The sequence below is a fragment of the Rhodococcus gannanensis genome (genome assembly GCF_042681175.1).
Classification (GTDB): domain Bacteria; phylum Actinomycetota; class Actinomycetes; order Mycobacteriales; family Mycobacteriaceae; genus Rhodococcus_G; species Rhodococcus_G gannanensis.
The window spans coordinates 377,383-398,435 of record NZ_JBHUFB010000010.1; the positions used below are offsets into that span (position 1 = coordinate 377,383).

20 protein-coding genes are annotated in these 21,053 nt (G+C 69.9%); 12 read left to right on the top strand and 8 right to left on the bottom strand.

Translation table 11 applies throughout. The features are described from left to right. Positions 1-180: 180 nt before the first annotated feature. A complete protein-coding gene (gene asnB, locus ACFSJG_RS12740; RefSeq protein WP_378485586.1) occupies positions 181-2,106 on the top strand; it encodes an asparagine synthase (glutamine-hydrolyzing) in 1,926 nt (641 codons plus the stop codon). A gap of 69 nt (positions 2,107-2,175) precedes the next feature. Here the strand turns inward: asnB and ACFSJG_RS12745 are convergent, their stop codons facing one another. From ACFSJG_RS12745 to ACFSJG_RS12755, 3 genes are all read right to left on the bottom strand, one after another. Further along, positions 2,176-3,141 (bottom strand): carbohydrate kinase family protein, encoded by a 966-nt coding sequence (locus tag ACFSJG_RS12745; protein ID WP_378485587.1) that lies wholly within the window; start codon positions 3,139-3,141, stop codon positions 2,176-2,178. 127 nt (positions 3,142-3,268) lie between these two features. Next, positions 3,269-3,649: a HesB/IscA family protein gene (locus tag ACFSJG_RS12750; RefSeq protein ID WP_378485588.1), complete on the bottom strand. Its 381-nt coding sequence runs from the start codon at positions 3,647-3,649 to the stop codon at positions 3,269-3,271. Between the two features lie 96 nt (positions 3,650-3,745). Continuing rightward, the gene (locus ACFSJG_RS12755) at positions 3,746-4,807 is read right to left on the bottom strand and encodes a glycerate kinase family protein (protein WP_378485589.1); all 1,062 of its coding nucleotides are present in this window, start codon (positions 4,805-4,807) and stop codon (positions 3,746-3,748) included. A gap of 103 nt (positions 4,808-4,910) precedes the next feature. Here ACFSJG_RS12755 and ACFSJG_RS12760 point away from each other — a divergent pair, with 103 nt between their 5' ends. Further along, a complete protein-coding gene (locus tag ACFSJG_RS12760) occupies positions 4,911-5,576 on the top strand; it encodes a DUF3043 domain-containing protein (RefSeq protein WP_378485590.1) in 666 nt (221 codons plus the stop codon). Between the two features lie 238 nt (positions 5,577-5,814). Here the strand turns inward: ACFSJG_RS12760 and ACFSJG_RS12765 are convergent, their stop codons facing one another. After that, the gene (locus ACFSJG_RS12765) at positions 5,815-6,003 is read right to left on the bottom strand and encodes a hypothetical protein (protein WP_378485591.1); all 189 of its coding nucleotides are present in this window, start codon (positions 6,001-6,003) and stop codon (positions 5,815-5,817) included. A gap of 84 nt (positions 6,004-6,087) precedes the next feature. On the opposite strand from ACFSJG_RS12765, the gene ACFSJG_RS12770 reads away from it, so the two are divergent. From ACFSJG_RS12770 to ACFSJG_RS12785, 4 genes are all read left to right on the top strand, one after another. Continuing rightward, entirely contained in the window at positions 6,088-7,068 is a 981-nt protein-coding gene (locus ACFSJG_RS12770; RefSeq protein ID WP_378485592.1) for a GlxA family transcriptional regulator, read from the top strand. A 78-nt stretch (positions 7,069-7,146) separates the two neighbouring features. Next, positions 7,147-7,608, top strand: coding sequence for a bifunctional adenosylcobinamide kinase/adenosylcobinamide-phosphate guanylyltransferase (locus ACFSJG_RS12775; RefSeq protein WP_378485968.1), 462 nt, complete (start codon positions 7,147-7,149; stop codon positions 7,606-7,608). Positions 7,609-7,639: 31 nt separating this feature from the next. Then, a complete protein-coding gene (gene cobT / locus ACFSJG_RS12780; RefSeq protein ID WP_378485593.1) occupies positions 7,640-8,743 on the top strand; it encodes a nicotinate-nucleotide--dimethylbenzimidazole phosphoribosyltransferase in 1,104 nt (367 codons plus the stop codon). A 3-nt stretch (positions 8,744-8,746) separates the two neighbouring features. Continuing rightward, positions 8,747-9,508, top strand: a complete 762-nt coding sequence (locus ACFSJG_RS12785) for an adenosylcobinamide-GDP ribazoletransferase (protein WP_378485594.1) — start codon at positions 8,747-8,749, stop codon at positions 9,506-9,508. 7 nt (positions 9,509-9,515) lie between these two features. Here the strand turns inward: ACFSJG_RS12785 and ACFSJG_RS12790 are convergent, their stop codons facing one another. Then, on the bottom strand, positions 9,516-10,619 hold the full coding sequence (locus ACFSJG_RS12790; RefSeq protein WP_378485595.1) for a branched-chain amino acid aminotransferase: 1,104 nt from the start codon (positions 10,617-10,619) through the stop codon (positions 9,516-9,518). 88 nt (positions 10,620-10,707) lie between these two features. Next, complete coding sequence (gene gcvT / locus ACFSJG_RS12795; protein WP_378485596.1) at positions 10,708-11,808, bottom strand: glycine cleavage system aminomethyltransferase GcvT; 1,101 nt, start codon at positions 11,806-11,808, stop codon at positions 10,708-10,710. Positions 11,809-11,959: 151 nt separating this feature from the next. Between gcvT and ACFSJG_RS12800 the strand changes: the two genes are divergently transcribed. Further along, on the top strand, positions 11,960-13,471 hold the full coding sequence (locus tag ACFSJG_RS12800) for a leucyl aminopeptidase (RefSeq protein WP_378485597.1): 1,512 nt from the start codon (positions 11,960-11,962) through the stop codon (positions 13,469-13,471). Between the two features lie 71 nt (positions 13,472-13,542). On the opposite strand, the gene ACFSJG_RS12805 is transcribed toward ACFSJG_RS12800, so the two are convergent. Then, positions 13,543-13,878, bottom strand: coding sequence for an oxidoreductase (locus ACFSJG_RS12805; protein WP_378485598.1), 336 nt, complete (start codon positions 13,876-13,878; stop codon positions 13,543-13,545). 270 nt (positions 13,879-14,148) lie between these two features. Between ACFSJG_RS12805 and sucB the strand changes: the two genes are divergently transcribed. From sucB to ACFSJG_RS12825, 4 genes are all read left to right on the top strand, one after another. Continuing rightward, positions 14,149-15,897, top strand: coding sequence for a 2-oxoglutarate dehydrogenase, E2 component, dihydrolipoamide succinyltransferase (sucB, locus tag ACFSJG_RS12810; protein ID WP_378485599.1), 1,749 nt, complete (start codon positions 14,149-14,151; stop codon positions 15,895-15,897). 169 nt (positions 15,898-16,066) lie between these two features. Further along, positions 16,067-16,831, top strand: coding sequence for a lipoyl(octanoyl) transferase LipB (gene lipB / locus ACFSJG_RS12815; RefSeq protein ID WP_378485600.1), 765 nt, complete (start codon positions 16,067-16,069; stop codon positions 16,829-16,831). A 44-nt stretch (positions 16,832-16,875) separates the two neighbouring features. Next, positions 16,876-17,907, top strand: coding sequence for a lipoyl synthase (gene lipA, locus ACFSJG_RS12820; protein WP_378485969.1), 1,032 nt, complete (start codon positions 16,876-16,878; stop codon positions 17,905-17,907). Positions 17,908-17,966: 59 nt separating this feature from the next. After that, positions 17,967-18,722, top strand: coding sequence for a DUF4191 domain-containing protein (locus tag ACFSJG_RS12825; RefSeq protein ID WP_378485601.1), 756 nt, complete (start codon positions 17,967-17,969; stop codon positions 18,720-18,722). A gap of 127 nt (positions 18,723-18,849) precedes the next feature. On the opposite strand, the gene ACFSJG_RS12830 is transcribed toward ACFSJG_RS12825, so the two are convergent. Continuing rightward, on the bottom strand, positions 18,850-19,323 hold the full coding sequence (locus ACFSJG_RS12830; protein WP_378485602.1) for an RDD family protein: 474 nt from the start codon (positions 19,321-19,323) through the stop codon (positions 18,850-18,852). Between the two features lie 190 nt (positions 19,324-19,513). Here ACFSJG_RS12830 and glnA point away from each other — a divergent pair, with 190 nt between their 5' ends. After that, positions 19,514-20,950 (top strand): type I glutamate--ammonia ligase, encoded by a 1,437-nt coding sequence (gene glnA, locus ACFSJG_RS12835; RefSeq protein ID WP_378485603.1) that lies wholly within the window; start codon positions 19,514-19,516, stop codon positions 20,948-20,950. Positions 20,951-21,053: the final 103 nt, after the last annotated feature.

The window sequence follows — 21,053 nt, forward strand, 5'->3', positions numbered from 1 at the left end:
GCCCAGCGGACCACCCGAATACTACGCAGCGTAGACCAAAGCTGCCGCGTATCCACTCCCGGGTCACACCCGGCGGTTCTGCGGGACTGCGGCATACTCGGCAGAATCAATCGGCAACTTCCTCCCCGCCTGTTCACGCCGGTGTGGAGTGCCCCGAAGCGAATAGAGGTATTGGACGCTGTGTGTGGACTGCTCGGGTTTCTGACCTCGGCCGGAACTTCCGACGACGCCGTCTCCCGGGTCGACTCGGCGATGCACTGCCTACGCCATCGCGGCCCCGACGAGCACGGCACGTGGCACGACGACGACCTCGTCTTCGGCTTCAACCGGCTGTCGATCATCGACATCGAGCACTCGCACCAGCCGTTGCGTTGGGGTCCCGCCGACAACCCGGACCGGTACGCGCTCACCTTCAACGGCGAGATCTACAACTACCTCGAGCTCCGCGAAGAACTGGCCCGCGACCACGGCGCCGAATTCCGCACCGAGGGTGACAGCGAGGCGATCGTCGCGGCGTTCCACCACTGGGGTGAGGATGCGGTGCGCCGACTGCGCGGCATGTTCGCGTTCGCGATCTGGGACACGGAGAAGCGGGAACTGTTCATCGCGCGCGATCCGTTCGGCATCAAGCCACTGTTCCTCGCGTCCGGGTCGGCGGGCACGGCGTTCGGCAGCGAGAAGAAGAGTCTGCTCGAACTCGCCGACGTCATCGGCGTCGACACCGACCTCGATCCGCGGGCGATCGAGCACTACACGGTGCTGCAGTACGTCCCGGAGCCGGAGACCCTGCACGCGGACATCCGGCGGCTCGAATCCGGCTGCCACGCGTGGGTGCGTCCCGGCGAGGAGCCACGCATCACCCGGTACTTCACCCCGAAGTTCCCGGTCCGACCGTTCGCGGCCGGCTCCGAGCAGACCCGCTACCGGGAGATCGCGGAGGCGCTCGAGGACTCCGTGGCCAAGCACATGCGCGCCGACGTCACCGTCGGATCGTTCCTCTCCGGCGGCATCGACTCGACCGCGATCGCCGCGTTGGCCATGCGGCACAACCCGAAGCTGATCACCTTCACCACCGGGTTCGAGCGGGAGGGCTACTCCGAGGTCGACGTCGCCGCCGAGTCGGCCGCGGCGATCGGCGCCCGACACGTCGTCAAGGTCGTCTCCCCCGCCGAGTTCGCCGCCGCGATCCCCGAGATCATCTGGTACCTCGACGATCCGGTCGCGGACCCGGCGCTGGTGCCGCTGTGGTTCGTCGCGAAGGAAGCCCGCAAGCACGTCAAGGTGGTGCTCTCGGGCGAGGGCGCGGACGAGCTGTTCGGCGGATACACCATCTACCGGGAACCGTTGTCCCTCAAGCCGTTCGAGTACCTTCCCGCCCCGCTGCGACGGGCCGCGGGCCGGCTGTCGGAGCGGATCCCGGAGGGCACCCGTGGCAAGAGCCTGCTCAACCGCGGCTCGATGACGCTCGAGGAGCGCTACTACGGCAACGCGCGCAGCTTCAACGACGCCCAGTTGCGGTCGGTCCTGCGCGACTTCCGTCCCGAGTGGACCCATCAGGACGTGACGGGTCCGATCTACGCGCAGTCACAGGGCTGGGACCCTGTCGCGCGGATGCAGCATCTGGACCTGTTCACCTGGCTGCGCGGCGACATCCTGGTCAAGGCCGACAAGATGACGATGGCGAACTCGCTGGAGCTTCGGGTGCCGTTCCTCGACACCGAGGTGTTCGATGTCGCCTCGCGGGTGCCGCTGGACCAGAAGATCACGAAGAGCACCACCAAGTACGCACTGCGTCAGGCGCTGGAGGGAATCGTTCCGCCGCACGTCCTGCACCGCGCGAAGCTCGGGTTCCCGGTCCCGCTGCGGCACTGGCTGCGTGGCACCGAACTGTTCGACTGGGCGCACCAGCAGATCGCGGAGTCGCAGACGGACCACATCTTCGACAAGGCCGCCGTCGCGTCGATGCTGAACGAGCACCGGGACGGCGTCTCGGATCACAGCCGCCGGCTGTGGACGGTGCTCTGCTTCATGGTGTGGCACGGCATCTTCGTGGAGAAGCGCATCGTGCCGCAGATCCAGGAACCGGCGTACCCGGTCCACATCTAGGGTCGCTCCGCACTCGTGCGTGGTGTGTGGGTCCCTGGACCCGCACACCACGCACGAGCGGCGTATCGCCTACGTCAGGAGTGCGCCGATCTCGTCGGCGGCGTCCTGTCCGTATGCCTCGGCGAGCCGCTTGACGGCGTCGGCGCGGTCCAGTGTCCACTCCTGGGTGCCGACCGTCTCGAGGACGAGCACCGCGACGAGCGACCCGAGCTGCGCGGCCCGCTCGAGGCCGAGGCCCGCGCTGCGGCCGGTCAGGAAGCCGGCCCGGAAGGCGTCACCGACACCGGTCGGATCGACCTTGGCCCGCTCCGGGACCACACCGACGTGCACGAAGTTGCCCTCGCTGTCGACGATCTCGACACCCTTGGCGCCCAGGGTCGTGACCCGCAGGCCGACCTGCGCGGCGACCTCGTCCTCGGTGAGTTCGGTCTTCTGGAGCAGCAGCGCCCATTCGTACTCGTTGGTGAACAGGTACTCGGCACCGCCGATGAGTTCACGTGCCTCCGCGCCCGACAGCCGCGCGAGCTGCTGGGACGGGTCGGCGGCGAACTTGATGCCGAGCTCGCGGCACTGCTGCGTGTGCCGCGTCATCGCGGCGGGGTCGTTAGCGCCCACGAGGACGAGTTCGACGCCGGTGGGCAGGTCGGTGAGGGAGATCTCCCGTGCCTCACTCATCGCGCCGGGGTAGAACGACGCGATCTGCGCCATGTCCTCGTCCGTCGTGCAGACGAAACGGGCGGTGTGCGCGACCTCGGAGACGTGCACGGCGGAGCAGTCCACGCCGTGCTTCTCGAGCCAGCCGCGGTACTCGGCGAAGTCGGCACCGACCGCACCGACCAGCAGCGGCGATCCGCCGAGCACGCCCATCGCGAACGCGATGTTGCCGCCGACGCCGCCGCGCCGGACCACGAGGTCGTCGACGAGGAAGCTGAGCGAGATGTGCTGCAGCTGGTCGGCGACCAGCTGCTCGGCGAAGCGCCCGGGGAAACGCATCAGGTGATCGGTGGCGATGGAGCCGGTGACCGCGATTGTCACGCGCTGACCTTTCAGTTCGACGGGGGCGAAGTGCACACGCTACCCGCCGCGCACGTCACCCCGGACATGCGTCCGGCGCGACACCCACGGTGGGCGCCGCGCCGGACGAGATGGCTGTGCGGTGCGATCAGTTGAACGAATCGCCGCAGGCGCAGGAGCCGGTGGCGTTCGGGTTGTCGATCGTGAAGCCCTGCTTCTCGATGGAGTCGACGAAGTCGATGGTCGCGCCTTCGACGTACGGAGCGCTCATCCGGTCCACGGCGAGGTTCACGCCGCCGAAGTCGACGACGAGGTCACCGTCGAGCGAGCGGTCGTCGAAGAACAACTGGTAGCGGAGACCGGCGCAGCCACCCGGCTGGACGGCGATCCGCAGGGCCAGGTCGTCGCGGCCCTCCTGATCGAGCAGAGCCTTGGCCTTCGCGGCCGCCGCATCGGACATGACGACCTTGTGCGCAGCCTCGGTCTGCGCGCCTTCGGTCGCAGCGGCGCTCTCGTTCTGCACTGTCATGGGCTCTCCTGTTCGCTCGTACCAAACCCGTGAACACGTCAACCGTACTCTTCGACCCGGTATTCCCGCCGCTCCCGGTGGCATTTCCGGCGGCGATCACCACGATCGTGCGATCGCTTCCGCGAGACCCGCCAACTGCGCGGCCGCGTCGTCCATCGCCAGCTGCACCGATCCGGCGTGCTCGGCGACCGAGTGGACACCGTGCAATCCCAGTGCCCGGAGGTCGGGATCGCCGGCGTCCACGGCGACCTGACCTGCAAGGACAACGACCGGAACGGCGTCGGCGCGGGCCGCGCGGGCGAGCGCGACGGCCACCTTCCCCCCGAGTGACTGGTTGTCGAACCGCCCCTCCCCGGTCAGCACGACGTCGGCGCCCCGGAGGAGGGCGGCCTGGCCGGTGACATCGGCCACCACCTCGGCTCCGGACCTGCGGTCGGCGCCCAGTGCGAGCAGTGCGGCGCCGAGACCTCCCGCTGCGCCTGCGCCCACGAGGGTCGACACCGGGCGGCCCGGCGCCGCGTCGAGAACGTCGGCCCACTCGGCGTTGCGACGTTCGAGTTCTGCGACGGCGTCGTCGTCGGCGCCCTTCTGCGGCCCGAACACCGCAGCGGCGCCCCGCGGACCGAGCAGGGGGTTCTCGACGTCTGTGGCGGCGACGAGCCGGATCCCCGCCAGTCGTTCGCGTGCCGCTGCGAGTCCGGCGGCGTCGGGGGTTCCGCCGAGTGCGGCGACGAGCCCCCGCCCGCCGTCGGTGCACCCGCTGCCGCCGAGCCCGACGACGACGGCGTGGACGCCGGCGTCCACCGCCGCGGCGACCAGCTGACCGACTCCGGCACTGTGCGCGGCGAGTGCGGTGGCGGGATCGGGCCGGAGCAGGTGCAGACCACACGCCTGCGCGGATTCGATGTAGGCGGTGTCGCCGTCCAGGAGCCAGCGCGCGGTGACCGACCGGTCCAGTGGCCCCGAGACGGGGGTCTCGTGCACGCGTCCGCCGTGTACCGCGAGAACGTCGACGAACCCGGGACCACCGTCGGAACGCGGCGCGACCACGACCTCGTCGCCCGGACGTCCCCGCGTCCAGCCTGCGTCGATCGCGGCGGCGGCCTCGACCGCGGTGAGAGTGTCGCCGAACGAATCGGGAGCGATCAGGACTCGCATCGGGCGAGTGTAGAACCGGATCACGGGGTCGGCCCGGCCGGCGAGCGGGCCGAACCGGAGAGCGGGGTCGAAACCGGGGCGTGGCGGCAAGTAGCCTGGTGGGGTGAAACTGCTGCGCCGTGGAAACCCCGACAATCCCGACAACGGTGACGCCGGGGTCGACGAGCCGACCGTCGCCCCGTCGGCCGAGCCCGCGTCGTCCGCCGTGACCGCCGGCAAGGGCCGGCCCACACCGTCGCGCCGTGAGGCGGAGGGCAAGAAACGCGGTCCGGTGGCACCGGCCCCGTTGACCTCCAAGGAGGCGCGGGCCCGCCGCAAGGCGAGTCGCGGCGACAAGGAGCAGCGCAAGGCCGCGGCGGCGGAGCGCCGCTCGGACGCGGCGGACCGTCGCGCCCGCATGCTCGCAGGCGAGGACAAGTACCTCCTGCCGCGCGACAAGGGCGAGGTTCGTGCCTACGTGCGCGACCTCGTCGACTCGCGTCGTCACCTGGTCGGCATGTTCATGCCGCTGGCGGTGCTGCTGATCGTCGCGATGTTCCTGACTCCGGCGATGCAGGCAATCGTCACGCTCGTCATGTTCGTGATGATGCTGTTCATGGTTGTCGAGGGTGTGATCCTGGGCCGCCAGGTCAACAACAAGGTCCGTGAGCGGTTCCCGGACACGCTCGACGGTGGGTTCAAGCTCGGCTGGTACGCGTTCGTCCGTTCCTCGCAGATCCGGAAGATGCGTGCTCCCCAGCCTCGGGTCTCCCCCGGCGACGCCGTCTGACGGACTAGCGGTACCAGGGCCGACTTTCGATCACGTGACCGTTCCGGCAGCGGCGGTACTCGATCGATCCGTCGGCACTGGCCCAGCCGTGACTGATGGGCACGTGCCGCTCACAGTCCGGGCACAGGACGAGTGCCCATTCCCACACCCCGAGACACACCGCCACCGGCATCCGTCCTCTCGCGCTCGCGCTCTCGGTGCACCCTACGTCCGAACGCGCGACCGCGAGTGCCGCCACTCAGGGCGTCGAGCACCGTGCCCGTCCGCGCAGCAGCGCGAGGTCGGCGGCCTCCCGGCTCAGGTCGCGGTCGTCGACGGAGTCGGACCCGTGACGCTGCGGCCGACATGGATCAGCAGCGCGGCGACGCGATGCGATCAGACTTCCGACGGCGAGTGTTGCGATTGCGAGTAGCGCGAGTGCGGTCATGGCAGTAATTCTTCGCCTGAGCATTTTCTGCCAAAAGTGGCAGCGAAGACAATGATCGCAAAAATCGCGCCATAGACTGACGGCATGCTGTCTCACGTGGCGGTCGTCGTCCTCGACCGTGTGGCGATGTTCGAGTTCGGCACCGTGTGCGAGGTGTTCGGCCTGGACCGGACGGACGCGGGCGTCCCAGCCTTCGACTTCCGGGTGTGCGGCCCCGAAGCAGGGGTTCCGTTGCACACCAACGTTCCCGGCGTCACCCTCACCCCCGACCACGACCTGTCCGGCCTCGCGGGCGCCGACCTCGTGGTGCTCACCGCGACCACGATCCACGAGCGCTACCCGACCGCCGTCGTCGATGCGATCCGCGCGGCCTCCGACGCCGGAGCCACGATCCTCACCGTGTGCTCCGGAACCTTCCTCGCCGGGGCGGCCGGACTGCTCGACGGCAGACGCTGCACCACCCACTGGATGCACGCCGACGAACTCGCCCGCGCGCACCCCGCGACCACGGTCGACCCCGACGTCCTCTTCGTCGACGAAGGCTCGCTGGTCACCAGCGCGGGCACCGCCGCAGGCATCGACGCCTGCCTGCACCTGGTGCGCCGTGAGCTCGGCTCCGACGTCGCCAACACCATCGCCCGGCGGATGGTCACCCCACCCCAGCGGGACGGCGGCCAGCGGCAGTTCATCGAGCGGCCCGCTGCCGAGCACGCACCCGACGGCAGCGGCGTCGCGGCCCTGCTGGACTGGCTCGGCGATCACCTGGACGCACCGCACAGCGTCGACTCGCTGGCGGCGTGGGCCGCCATGTCGCCACGGACGTTCGCTCGCCGGTTCGCCGCCGAGACCGGGACCACCCCCGGGAAGTGGCTCACGACCCAGCGCGTGCTGCGCGCCCAGGAACTGCTCGAACGCACCGATCTGCCGGTCGAGGAGGTCGCCCGCCGGTGCGGATTCGCGTCGGCCGCGCTGTTGCGTCACCACTTCCAGCGGGTGCGGGGTGTCGCTCCGGCGGACTACCGCCGACGCTTCGGAGCCGCTTCGGCCGCCGTTGGTACCGTCTAGCGCGTGTCCACCGCCGCGCATCGCACGCTCGTCCTGGGCGGGGCCCGTTCCGGCAAGTCCGGTCACGCGGAATCGCTGATGCCCGACGGTGAGGTCCGGTACGTCGCGACGTCGTCGCTCGATCCCGGCGACACCGACTGGGCCGCGCGGGTGGCTGAGCACCGCCGGCGCCGTCCCGCCCACTGGACGACCGTCGAGACCGCATCCGGCCCCGGGCTCGTGGCCGTGCTGCGGGCAGGTGGTCCCCCGACACTCGTCGACGATCTCGGCACGTGGCTGACGACCGAACTCGACACCGCAGGCGCCTGGGACGCTCCGCGCGGCACGATCGGCCCGCGCTGCGACGATCTCGTCGACGCGGTCGCCCACCACACCGGGACACTGGTGCTGGTCAGCCCGGAGGTGGGGCTGGGTGTCGTCCCCGAGACACGGTCGGGCAGGCTGTTCCGTGACGAGATCGGCGCATTGAACGGCCGACTTGCGCAGGTGTGCGACGAGGTGCTTCTCGCCGTCGCGGGCCTGACCGTCCGATTGAAGTGACCATGCTCCGGCATCCGACGAAAGGCCGTCTGTGACAACCGATTCGAACTCGACTTCCGAGTCCGTGACGTTCGGCCCGGTCGTCACGCCGTCGGTCCGCGTGCGACTCGCCGCTGCGGACAGGCAGACTCAGCTGACGAAACCCGCGGGATCCCTCGGGCGCCTCGAGGCGCTGTCCGCGTGGGTCGCGGCGTGTCAGGGCGAATGCCCTCCGCACGTCTTCGCCCGCCCACGGGTCGTCGTGTTCGCCGGTGACCACGGCATCGCCCGGCACGGCGTGTCCGCGTATCCGGCCGAGGTGACCGCGCAGATGGTCGCCAACATCACCGCGGGCGGCGCGGCCGTCAACGCCCTCGCCGCGACCTGCGGTGCGGGGGTCCGCGTCGTCGACATCTCGGTCGACGCCCACACCGATCCCACCGTCTCCCAGTACAAGATCCGACGGTCCAGCGGCGCCATCGACCGCGAGGACGCACTCACCCACGACGAGACGGTCAGGGCGATCGACGCCGGGCGTGCGATCGCCGACGCCGAGGTCGACGAGGGCGCAGACCTGCTCATCGCCGGCGAGATGGGCATCGGAAACACGACACCGGCGACAGTGCTCATCGCCGCCCTCACCGACACCGAACCCGTTGCGGCGGTGGGCCGAGGTACCGGTGTCGACGACGCCGGCTGGTCGCGCAAGACCGCGGCGATCCGGGATGCACTGCGCCGGGTCCGCCCGCACGCGAACGCCCCCGTGGCGCTGCTCCGGACCGCGGGCGGCGCCGATCTGGCGGCGATGGCCGGGTTCCTCGCGCAGGCGGCGGTGCGGCGCACACCGGTGATCGTGGACGGCGTCGTCGTCACGGCGGCAGCGATGGTCGCGGAGCAGCTGGCGCCCGGCGCCCGCGACTGGTGGGTGGCCGGACATCGGTCCACCGAACCCGCGCACTCGGTGGCCCTGCGGCAACTTCAGCTCGACCCGATCCTCGACCTCGGCATGCGCCTCGGTGAGGGCTCCGGCGCGCTCGCCGCGTTCCCCGTGCTCCAGGGCGCGGTCGCGACTCTCGCGAACATGGCGACGTTCGCCGACGCGGGCGTGAGCACCGGCGACGACGCGACCGCGGCCGACGCGACGGCCACGGACTAGCCCGTGCTCGGCGGGCTTCGGCTGGCGCTGTCCTGGCTCACGGTCCTGCCCGTCCCGCAACGGCGGGACGGACCGCCGATCGATCGTGCGGCGGGGGCCCGCGTCATCGCGGTGACCCCGCTCGTGGGACTGCTGCTCGGCGCCGCCGCAGCAGCAACGCTCTGGATCTCACTGGAGGCGTCGCTCGACCCGGCGCTCGCGGGTCTGATCGCCGTGGCAGCGCTCGCCCTCGGCACACGCGGCATGCACGTCGACGGGCTCGCGGACACCGTCGACGGGCTCGGTTGCTACGGACCGCCCGAGCGCGCCCTCGAGGTGATGCGCAGCGGCGGGGTCGGCCCGTTCGGGGCCGTCGCCCTGCTGATCTGCCTTGGCGGGCAGGCACTCTCACTGGGTGCACTGGCGAGCGGCGGACTCTGGTGGGCGGTGATCACGGCGGTCGCCGCCGGCCGGGTGGCCGCGGTACTCGCGTGCCGGAGGGGGCTCCCACCCGCCACACCGACCGGATTCGGCGCACTCGTCGCGGGAACCCAGAAGGTGTGGGTGTGCGCACTGTGGGCGGTGATCCTCCTCGCGGGCAGCGTGTTCGCGGTCCCGGACCGCTGGTGGCAGGGCCCGGCGGTGGCCGCCGCTGCGGCACTGCTCGCTCTCGCCCTGACCCGGCACTGCTCTCGCAGGTTCGGCGGCGTCACCGGCGACGTCCTGGGTGCGGCGATCGAGGTGACCGTCACCGTGACCGCGATCGGATTCCTGCTCGGCGGCTGACCGGGGCTCAGGCCAGGGTGGTCATCCAGCCGTGCGTGTCGGCGAAGGTGCCGCGCTGGATGCCGGTGAGGGTGTCGCGCAGAGCCATCGTCACCTCGCCCGGCTCACCGCCGTTGATCGTGAACTCGCCCTCGGCGGACTTGACGGAGCCGACCGGAGTGATGACCGCTGCGGTGCCGCAGGCGAACACCTCGGTGATCTCACCCGACGCCGCCTTCTCCCGCCACTCGGCGGTGCTGATCCGGCGCTCCTCGACGGTGTATCCGGCATCGGCGGCCAGCGTGAGCAGCGAGTTGCGGGTGATGCCCGGGAGCAGCGAACCCGACAGCTCGGGGGTGACCAGACGCGCATCGGAGCCGGAGCCGAAGACGAAGAACAGGTTCATCCCGCCCATCTCCTCGACGTACGTGCGCTCGATCGCGTCGAGCCAGACGACCTGGTCGCAGCCCTTCTCGGCAGCCTGCGCCTGCGCGACGAGCGACGCCGCGTAGTTGCCGGCGAACTTGGCGGCACCGGTCCCGCCGGGTGCGGCGCGCACGTACTCCGTCGAGAGCCACACACTCACCGGCTTGACGCCCTGCGGGAAGTAGGCGCCGGCCGGAGACGCGATGAGCAGGTACTTGTAGCTGTTCGCTGGCCGGACTCCGAGGCCGACCTCCGTCGAGATCATGAACGGCCGGATGTACAGGGCGTCCTCGCCGCCCGCGGCGGGAACCCAGTCGCCGTCGACGGCGAGCAACTCGGTGATGGACCGGTGGAACAGTTCCTCGGGCAGTTCGGGCATCGCCATCCGCCGCGCCGACGTGTTGAGGCGCTCGGCGTTCGACGACACCCGGAACGACGCGATCGACCCGTCCTGCTGCCGGTACGCCTTCAAGCCCTCGAAGATCGCCTGTCCGTAGTGCAGCACCATCGTCGCGGGGTCCATCCGGAGCGGCGCGTACGGCCCGACGGTGGCGTCGTGCCAGCCGCGTCCCTCGGTGTAGTCGATGGTCACCATGTGGTCGGTGAAGTGGACACCGAACCCGGGGGCGGCCAGTACTCGCGCGCGGTCCTGCTCCGACACGGGTGAGGGATGCGGAACGCGCGTGAATTCGAGGACACCAGTCATGCGGCGAATCCTATCGAACCGGCCGTGCACGACATTGCGCGACCACGGAAATTCGTGCTCCGACAACTCGTGTGTGCGGCGCGGCTGCTCACCTCGTCCGCACCGGCACGAACGGGGGCGCGACGACCTCGCATCGGAGGGCACGGCCGCGTACGTCGACGGTCAGCTCGTCACCGGCAGCCAGTCCCGCCGACGAGTCGAGCAGGGCGAGCGCGATCCCCACCTTGAGGGTCGGCGAGAACGTACCGGACGTCGTCTCCCCGACGACGACGCCGTCGCGCAGCACCGACAGCCCCTGCCGCAGGACACCACGGTCGAGGGCGCGCAGTCCCCACATGGTGCGCGCCGGGCCGGCCTCCTTCTGTGCGAGCAAAACGTCACGGCCCCAGAACCGGGGCTTCTTCCATCCGATCGCCCACCCGCATCGTGCCTCGAGCGGCGAGATCTCGGTGGACAGTTCGTGGCCGTGCAGCGGGTAGCCCGCCTCGGTCCGCAGCGTGTCGCGGGCACCCAGTCCCGCGACCTGCCCCCCGGCCTGCTCCGCGGCTGCGACCAGGGCCCGGAACACCGCCGCGGTGTCGTCCCAGCGCGGGAGCAGCTCGAATCCGCGCTCACCGGTGTACCCGGTCCGGCACACCCGGACCGGCACACCCTCGAAGTCGGCGTCGGCGAATGCCATGTAGTCCATGTCCGTCGGCAACCCGAGTGCCCCGAGGACGTCCGCCGACCGCGGGCCCTGCACGGCGAGCACACCGTAGTCGCGGTGCAGATCCGTGACCGTCACACCATCCGGCGCCTGCGCCGCCAGTTCCGCGACCACCGCGGCCGTGTTCGCGGCGTTCGGGACGAGGAACACCTCGTCGTCGGTGACGAAGTACGCGATCAGGTCGTCGATCACGCCTCCGGAGTCGGTGGCGCACAGCGTGTACTGCGCCTTGCCGGGCCCGATGCGACCGAGATCGTTTGTCAGGCAGGCGTTCACGAAGTCCGCGGCACCGGGGCCGACGACCGAGGCCTTGCCGAGATGGCTGACGTCGAACACGCCGACCGTCTCGCGGACCGCGGTGTGTTCCGCGACGACGCCCGCATAGGACACGGGCATCTCCCATCCACCGAACGGCGCGAAAGTCGCGCCGAGCTCCACGTGGAGATCGTGCAGGGGTCCGTGCTGGTGCTCCGCAGTGCTCATGGCCCCCACGCTATCGGACCTGCCGGGCGATCCTCGCCGCCGAATCACGGGCACCGCGGGTGGTATCGCGTCGTGGACGGCGCCGGTCGTACCGCCGGACCGCGAACTACAGTTGCGGACAACGCAATCACCCACACTTCAGGAGTTGACCGTGAGCCCTGCCACGTCCGATGCGCCGATCGGCCCGGAACTCGCCCTCGCCGGTTCGATCACCACCCGGGTCGAGGTGCTCGTCGTCGGCCTCACCACCGGCCCCGACGGACCGGAGGTCTCGGTCGGCGAAGCCCTCGACGACGCCGCCGCGGAGGCGGTCCTCGCCGGGCTGCTCGCCGTCGGGGCGACCGGCAAGGCCGAGGAGGTCACCCGCATCCCCGCACCGGCCGGGCTGTCCGTCGCCAGCGTCGTCGCGGTCGGGCTCGGTGCACCGGACGCCGTCGACGCCGAACAGGTCCGCGCATCGGCGGGTGCCGCGGCACGGTCGCTGAGCGGCACCACCGTCGCCGCGACGACGCTGTCCTCCATCGATCTGGCGGCCGCAGCCGAAGGCTTCTACCTCGGCGCGTACACGTTCACCGAGTTCAAGTCGAAGTCCGCACCCAAGGCAGGATCCGGCCCCCTCGGCCGCGTGGAACTCCTGGTCGACTCGCCACGCGCCGCCGCGCCGAAGAAGATCCTCGCGCGCAGCACCGCGATCGCCGAGGCCGTCGCGACCGCCCGCGAGTTCGTGAACACTCCCCCGAGCCACCTGTACCCGGGGGAGTTCGCGGCCCGAGCCAAGGCCATCGGGACGGCGGCCGGCCTCAAGGTCGAGGTCCTCGACGAGAAGGCTCTCACCAAGGGCGGCTACGGGGGCATCCTCGGCGTCGGCAAGGGATCGTCGCGCGGCCCCCGCCTCGTCCGGCTCACCCACTCCGGGGGCCGCGGCGCCAAGAAGGTCGCCCTCGTCGGCAAGGGCATCACCTTCGACACCGGCGGCATCTCCATCAAGCCCGCCGCGGGCATGGAGAACATGACCTCCGACATGGGCGGCGCCGCCGCCGTCATCGCGACCGTGGTGCTCGCCGCGAAACTCGGAGTCAAGGTCACAGTCGACGCCTACGCACCGATGGCGGAGAACATGCCGTCCTCGACCGCACAGCGACCCGGCGACGTCCTCACCCAGTACGGCGGCACCACCGTCGAGGTCGTCAACACGGACGCCGAGGGCCGGCTGATCCTCGCCGACGCGATCGTCAAGGCGTGCGAACAGGAGCCCGACTACCTGATCGACACCGCGACGCTGACCGGCGCGCAGATGGTCGCGCTGGGAACCCGCACCTCCGGAGTGATGGGCACCGACGACTTCCGCGACCGCGTCGCCCGCATCGCACAGGAGGTCGGCGAGAACGCCTGGCCGATGCCCCTGCCGAAGGAGCTGCGCGCCGACCTGAACTCGAAGGTCGCGGACCTGATGAACGTCACCAGCCACCGGTGGGGCGGCATGCTCGCCGCCGCGGTGTACCTGAAGGAGTTCGTCGCGGACGGCGTCCAGTGGGCGCACATCGACATCGCGGGACCGTCGTACAACACGGGCGGGCCGTTCGGGTACACCCCGAAGGGCGGGACCGGCGTCCCGGTCCGGACGATGATCAGCGTCCTCGAGGACATCGCCGCCAACGGCTAGCCGTGCGCTGACGCGCCTGTGCGTGATTTCACCCGACCGGGGTGAAAATCACGCACAGGCAGCGCAGCTGCTCAGAGCTCGCGGGCTCGCTTGCGCAGGATCCTCTGCCGGGCGTCGTAGTCGCGCATCCGCTGCGGGTAGCCGGTCTTGCGCACGTCGTACACGGGGATGCGCAGGTCGTGGCCGAGCTTGCGGGCGCCGCGCTCACCTCCGACGGCGCGGCGCGTCCAGGCGCCGTCGTTGGCCACCAGGACGACGGTCGTCGGCGTCACCGTCGTCTTCGGCTCGACGAATGCCTCCACCCCGACATGCGACCGCGCCCAGTTCGCCAGGTGTGCGGCGTCCTCGTCGCGGACGCGCTCACCCTTCCCCGGTGAAGAGCCGAACAATCTCGCGCGCAGCCCCATCGCACTCACCTCGTCACCCTCGCGCACACGTGTGGGATTGCAGTCTGCCAGCGATTGCTGTGAGCTTGGTGAGACCGTGTGATGCCGACCTCATCGGACGGCGAAACCGAGTAGGTGTAAGGATGAGTGACGCACTGCGGTGTGGCTGTTCCGACGGCGTGTTCGTCCATTGCGACCAGCCCCGCGGCAGCGCCGGTATTGCAAGATGAACTTCGACCACAAGTCGACAAACTCACAAACCCGAACACAACTGTCGAGGAGTCAAAAGAAATGGCCTTCTCCGTCCAGATGCCGGCTCTCGGTGAGAGCGTCACCGAGGGAACCGTCACGAGGTGGCTCAAGCAGGAGGGAGACACGGTTGAACTCGACGAGCCCCTGCTCGAAGTCTCCACAGACAAGGTCGACACCGAGATCCCCTCGCCTGCTGCCGGCATTCTGACCAAGATCGTCGCGCAGGAGGACGACACCGTCGAGATCGGCGGCGAGCTCGGTGTCATCGGTGGCGCCGACGACGCTCCCGCGGCACCCGCCGCGCCTGCCGCACCCGCTGCGGAAGCCCCCGCCGCCGAGGCGCCGGCACCCGCGGCTCCCGCGCCCGCAGCACCAGCACCAGCAGCGCCCGCGCCCGCCCCGGCCGCGCCCTCGGCTCCCGCTTCCGGCACCCCGGTGACGATGCCCGAACTCGGCGAGTCCGTCACCGAGGGCACGGTCACCCGCTGGCTCAAGGCCGTCGGCGACGACGTGGCAGTCGACGAGCCCCTCCTCGAGGTCTCGACCGACAAGGTCGACACCGAGATCCCCTCACCGGTCGCCGGCACCCTGCTCGAGATCAACGCGCAGGAGGACGACACGATTGCCGTCGGCGCCCAGCTCGCCGTCATCGGCTCCGGCACCCCGGCCGCCGCACCGGCAACGCCCTCGGCTCCGCCCGCACCCCCGGCACCGCCCGCGCCCCCGGCTCCCGCTCCGGCTCCGGCAGCACCTCCGGCGCCGCCGGCTCCCGCGGCAGCCGCTCCGGCTCCTGCTGCTCCGGCCCCTGCCGCTCCGGCCCCGGCCCCGGCCGCAAGCGGTGACGCAACGCCGTACGTGACCCCGCTCGTGCGCAAGCTCGCAACGGAGAACGGCGTCGACCTCGCCACCGTCAAGGGCACCGGCGTCGGCGGCCGGATCCGCAAGCAGGACGTGCTCGCCGCAGCCGAGGCGAAGAAGGCCCCGGCGGCGTCCGCCGCGCCCGCTGCCGCCGCACCTGCCGCGCCCTCGGCCCCGGCCGCAGGCGTGCGCCCGGAGCTCGCCCACCTGCGTGGCACCACCCAGAAGGCCAACCGGATCCGCCAGATCACGGCGACCAAGACCCGGGAGTCGCTGCAGACCACCGCGCAGCTGACCCAGACCTTCGAGGTCGACGTCACCAAGGTCGCAGCACTGCGGTCGCAGGCGAAGTCGGGCTTCGCCGAGCGCGAGGGCGTCAACCTGACCTTCCTCCCGTTCTTCGCCAAGGCCGTCGTCGAGGCGCTCGGAGCGCATCCGAACGTCAACGCCAGCTACAACGAGGACGCGAAGGAGATCACCTACCACGCTGCCGTGCACCTCGGCATCGCGGTGGACACCGATCAGGGCCTGCTCTCCCCCGTCATCCACAACGCCGGTGACCTGTCCCTCGCGGGTCTCGCACGGGCGATCGCGGACATCGCCAAGCGTGCGCGCTCCGGTGGCCTCAAGCCGGACGAGCTGGCGGGCGGTACCTTCACGATCACCAACATCGGCAGTCAGGGCGCGCTGTTCGACACGCCGATCCTCGTCCCGCCACAGGCGGCGATGCTGGGCACCGGCGCGATCGTCAAGCGTCCGGCCGTGATTACCGACGCCGCGGGCAACGAGTCCATCGGCGTCCGGTCGATGTGCTACCTGCCGCTGACCTACGATCACCGCCTCATCGACGGCGCCGACGCCGGTCGGTTCCTGACGACGATCAAACAGCGTCTCGAGGAAGCCGCGTTCGACGCGGACCTCGGCCTGTAGGCACCGGCCGCAAGGCCACCGCACACCGCATCGGGGTGTCGCCGCACATCGGCGACACCCCGATGTCGTGTTCCATCGCAACATGATCCGGCCGCCCGGGCGCGCTGCACGGCCCGGCGGCGCTCACCTCCCCGTCCGGGCGGCAGGCCACCGGCGTAGCGTGTCGAGGATGACCACGGCCACCGCTTCAGCCCGCGTCGACAGCCAACCGTTCGACATCCGCGAACTCGGGACGATCGACTACCTCGAGGCGTGGGACGTGCAACGTCGACTCGCGGACGAGCGCGCCGACGGTCACGGCCGAGACACCCTGCTGCTCCTCGAGCACCCGTCCGTCTACACCGCGGGACGTCGCACCCAGCCCGAGGACCGCCCCACCGACGGCACCCCGGTCATCGACGTCGATCGGGGCGGCAAGATCACTTGGCACGGTCCCGGGCAGTTGGTCGGCTACCCGATCGTCGCCCTCGCACAGCCGGTCGACGTCGTCAACTACGTACGGCGCCTCGAAGAGGCCCTGATCACGGTCTGCACCGACCTCGGACTCGACTGCGGTCGCGTCGAGGGTCGATCCGGCGTGTGGCTCGCCGCGCAGCAGCGTGCAGGGGTGTGGCTCCCCGAGCGCAAGATCGCCGCGATCGGCGTCCGGGTCCAGCGCGGAGTCGCGCTGCACGGGTTCGCCCTCAACTGCGATGCGGAGCTCGACCGGTTCGACGACATCATCCCGTGCGGCATCGCCGATGCAGGCGTCACCTCACTCACCCGCGAATTGGGCAGGCGGGTAACGGTTTCCGAGGTGACACCCGCCGTGGTCGCGGCGGTCACGGCCGCGCTCGACGGCACGATCACGGTGACCGACCACGACATCGATCGCGTGACGGTGCCCGACGCCGGTACCGCGGCGCCGGTGTTCACGGCGCACCGGTTCGGCTGACCGCGGGCCGGTGATTCGACGGGCGTAGCATCGGTTTCGTGACTGTGGCACCCGAGAACTCTCCCGCCGCCGCCCCACAAGGGCGCAAGCTCCTTCGCATCGAGGTCCGTAACGCCGAAACCCCGATCGAGCGGAAACCGAACTGGATCAAGACCCGAGCGAAGATGGGCCCGGAGTACTCCGAGCTGAAATCGCTGGTCAAATCCGAAGGCCTGCACACGGTGTGCGAGGAGGCCGGCTGCCCCAACATCTACGAGTGCTGGGAGGACCGGGAGGCGACGTTCCTCATCGGCGGCGACCAGTGCACCCGCCGATGCGACTTCTGCCAGATCGACACCGGCAAACCCGCAGCCCTCGACCGGGACGAACCCCGCCGCGTCGCCGAATCCGTCCGCTCGATGGGCCTGCGGTACTCGACGATCACCGGTGTCGCCCGCGACGACCTGCCCGACGAGGGCGCCTGGCTGTACGCCGAGACCGTCCGGCAGATCCACGCCCTGAACCCGACCACCGGCGTCGAGAACCTGATCCCCGACTTCCACGCGCACCCGGACCTGCTCGCCGAGGTGTTCGACGCCCGCCCCGAGGTCCTCGCGCACAACCTGGAAACGGTGCCCCGGATCTTCAAGCGGATCCGGCCCGCGTTCCGCTACGAGCGCTCCCTCGAGGTGATCACCGCGGCCCGCGACTTCGGCCTGGTCACCAAGTCCAACCTGATCCTCGGCATGGGTGAGACCCCCGAGGAGGTGCAGTCCGCGATGGTCGACCTGCACGAGGCCGGGTGCGACATCATCACGATCACCCAGTACCTGCGTCCCTCGCCGCGGCACCATCCGGTCGAGCGCTGGGTCAAGCCGGAGGAGTTCGTCGACCACTCCGAGTTCGCGACCGAGCTCGGGTTCGCCGGAGTCATGGCCGGGCCGCTGGTCCGGTCCTCGTACCGGGCCGGTCGCCTCTACGCGCAGGCCATGGCCAAGCACGGCCGCCCGCTCCCCGCCGGTCAGGCGCATCTCGCCGAAGAGGGCACCGCATCGCAGGAGGCGGGTTCGCTGCTCGCGCGTCTCGCGCGTGCCTGACGTGGATGGGTGCCGGTCGGGTGCGATCGGTGATCGGGCCTGGTCGTATCCTGTGAGGTATGGCGAACGGCAGTAGGTCCGGCAAAGCGGGCAAGGCATCGAAGGAAGCGAAGGCCGCCGCGAAGGCGGCGCGCAGGGCGGCATCGAAGGAGCGGCGCAGCCAGCTGTGGCAGGCGTTCCAGCTGCAGCGCAAGGAAGACAAACTGCTGCTGCCCCTGATGATCGGTGCGGTCGTCGGCATCACCGTCGTGCTGTTCCTGATCGGCCTGATCTTCGGCCTCCAGTGGTTCCTGCTGCCCGTGGGCATCCTGCTCGGTGCACTCGCCGCGTTCGTGATCTTCGGTCGCCGCGTGCAGCGCACCGTGTACGGCAAGGCGGACGGCCAGGCCGGCGCGGCAGCCTGGGCGTTGGACAACCTGCAGGGCGGCTGGCGGGTGACCAACACGATCGCCGGCACCACGCAGCTCGACGCCGTGCACCGCGTCATCGGCCGTCCCGGCGTCATCCTCGTCGCCGAGGGTGCACCGCAGCGGGTCAAGCCGCTCCTCGCCCAGGAGAAGAAGAAGACCGCACGGCTCGTCGGCGACACCCCGATCTACGACATCGTCGTCGGCAACGACGAGGGCCAGGTGCCGCTCGCACAGCTGCAGAAGTACCTGACGAAGCTGCCGCGCAACATCGACACCAAGCGGATGGACTCCATCGAGTCGCGACTGTCGGCGCTCGGCTCCCGCAGCGGCCCGGCGATGCCCAAGGGCCCGCTCCCCGGCGGCGCGAAGATGAAGGGCGTGCAGCGCACCATCCGCCGCCGCTGAGTCACCCACCCGGCGTCCCCGGGCACTCACACCGAGGCTGCACCCTGAACGACCGAAGGGGGCCTTCGTGCGATCCGATCGCACGAAGGCCCCCTTCGGCCTGTTCTGGGAGGTGGCGCAGCGAGGGTCAGCGGGAACGGACCAGGGCGGTACCGGTGGCACGATCGTGCATGCCGCGCCCCTCGATGTCGGTGATCAGCGGCGGCACCATGAACACCAGCAGCACCTGACGGGCCAGTGCGCGCACGATGCCGACGCCAACCGGCTTGTCGATGCGTGCGACCTGCAACCCGACGATGTACTGCCCCGGAGTGAACGAGAACAGCGTCACGGTGACGACACCCACGACGAACCACACCAGGAGCACGACGCTCGACAGCCTGCTGTCGAGCGCATCGCCGCCGAGGATCAGGATCGAGACACCGCCCGCCATCAGCCAGTCGAGCATCAGTGCGCCGAGTCGCCGGCCGGTGCCGACGAGCGATCCGGGTCCGATCTCGGGCAGCCCGAGACGCTCACCCCGATACTTGGGCGTGCCGTCGTCGTCGAGCGGGAGTGCGGCCGTGGGGCCGGAGAGCCAGGAACCAGTCATGCGCGCCATGTGTCCAGGATAGGCGGTGCGCGAACCTACTCACCGCGACCACTCCGCCGATGTGACCTAGGTTGTAATACGGGACGCGTAACACCGGCGAAACATGGACTTGATTGTTGGGCAACACCGAGTCCTTACCGTCACCTCGACGAACCCGCCGCATCAACATTGGCTGGGACCCAAGTGAAGGAGCACAAGCGTGGCGTTCAGCACGGCCGAAGAGGTCATCAAGTACATCGCGGACGAACAGGTCGAGTACGTCGACATCCGATTCAGTGACCTGCCGGGCGTCCAGCAGCACTTCTCGATCCCGGCTTCGGCGTTCAACAAGGACGTGTTCGAGGACGGCCTGGCGTTCGACGGTTCGTCGGTTCGCGGCTTCCAGTCGATCCACGAGTCCGACATGATGCTGCTCCCCGACGTCACCACGGCGCAGATCGACCCGTTCCGTGCCGCGAAGACGCTGAACATCAACTTCTTCGTGCACGACCCGTTCACCCGCGAGTCCTACAGCCGCGACCCCCGCAACGTCGCGCGCAAGGCCGAGGAGTACCTGAAGTCGACCGGCATCGCCGACACCGCCTTCTTCGGTGCCGAGGCCGAGTTCTACATCTTCGACAACGTCTCCTACGAGTCGAACATGAACGGCGCGTTCTACAAGCTCGACGCGGTCTCCGGCGCCTGGAACACCGGCAACGAGCGCAACGCCGACGGCAGCCCGAACCTCGGCTACAAGGTTCGCCCGAAGGGTGGCTACTTCCCCGTCGCCCCGTACGACCACTACGTCGACCTGCGCGACGAGATCTCCACCAACCTGCAGAACGCGGGCTTCGAGCTCGAGCGCGGCCACCACGAGGTCGGCACCGGCGGCCAGCAGGAGATCAACTACAAGTTCAACACCCTGCTCGCGGCGGCCGACGACCTGCAGCTGTTCAAGTACATCGTCAAGAACACCGCATGGCAGCACGGCAAGTCCGCCACCTTCATGCCGAAGCCGCTGTTCGGTGACAACGGCTCGGGAATGCACGTCCACCAGTCGCTGTGGAAGGACGGCAAGCCGCTGTTCCACGACGAGGCCGGCTACGCGGGCCTGTCCGACCTGGCTCGCTGGTACATCGGCGGCATCCTGCACCACGCGCCGTCGCTCCTCGCGTTCACGAACCCGACGATCAACTCGTACCACCGCCTGGTGCCGGGCTACGAGGCCCCCATCAACCTGGTGTACAGCCAGCGCAACCGTTCCGCCGCGGTCCGCATCCCGATCACCGGCAACAACCCGAAGGCCAAGCGCCTCGAGTTCCGCGCGCCGGACTCCTCGGGCAACCCGTACCTGAACTTCGCCGCGCAGATGATGGCCGGCCTGGACGGCATCAAGAACAAGATCGAGCCGATGGCTCCGGTCGACAAGGACCTCTACGAGCTCCCGCCGGAGGAGGCCAAGAACATCCCGCAGGCCCCCACCAGCCTGTCCGCCGTCATCGACCGGCTCGAGCAGGATCACGACTACCTCACCGAGGGTGGCGTGTTCACGTCCGACCTGATCGAGACTTGGATCTCGCTCAAGCGTGAGCAGGAGATCGCGCCCGTCAACCTGCGGCCGCACCCCTACGAGTTCCAGCTGTACTACGACGTGTAAGTCGGTAACGGAATCAGGTCATGTGGCTTCGGCTCACGGGACCTGATTCGGTCCGGTGAACAGTCAACGAGTCGACCCGCCCGACGATCGTCGGGCGGGTCGA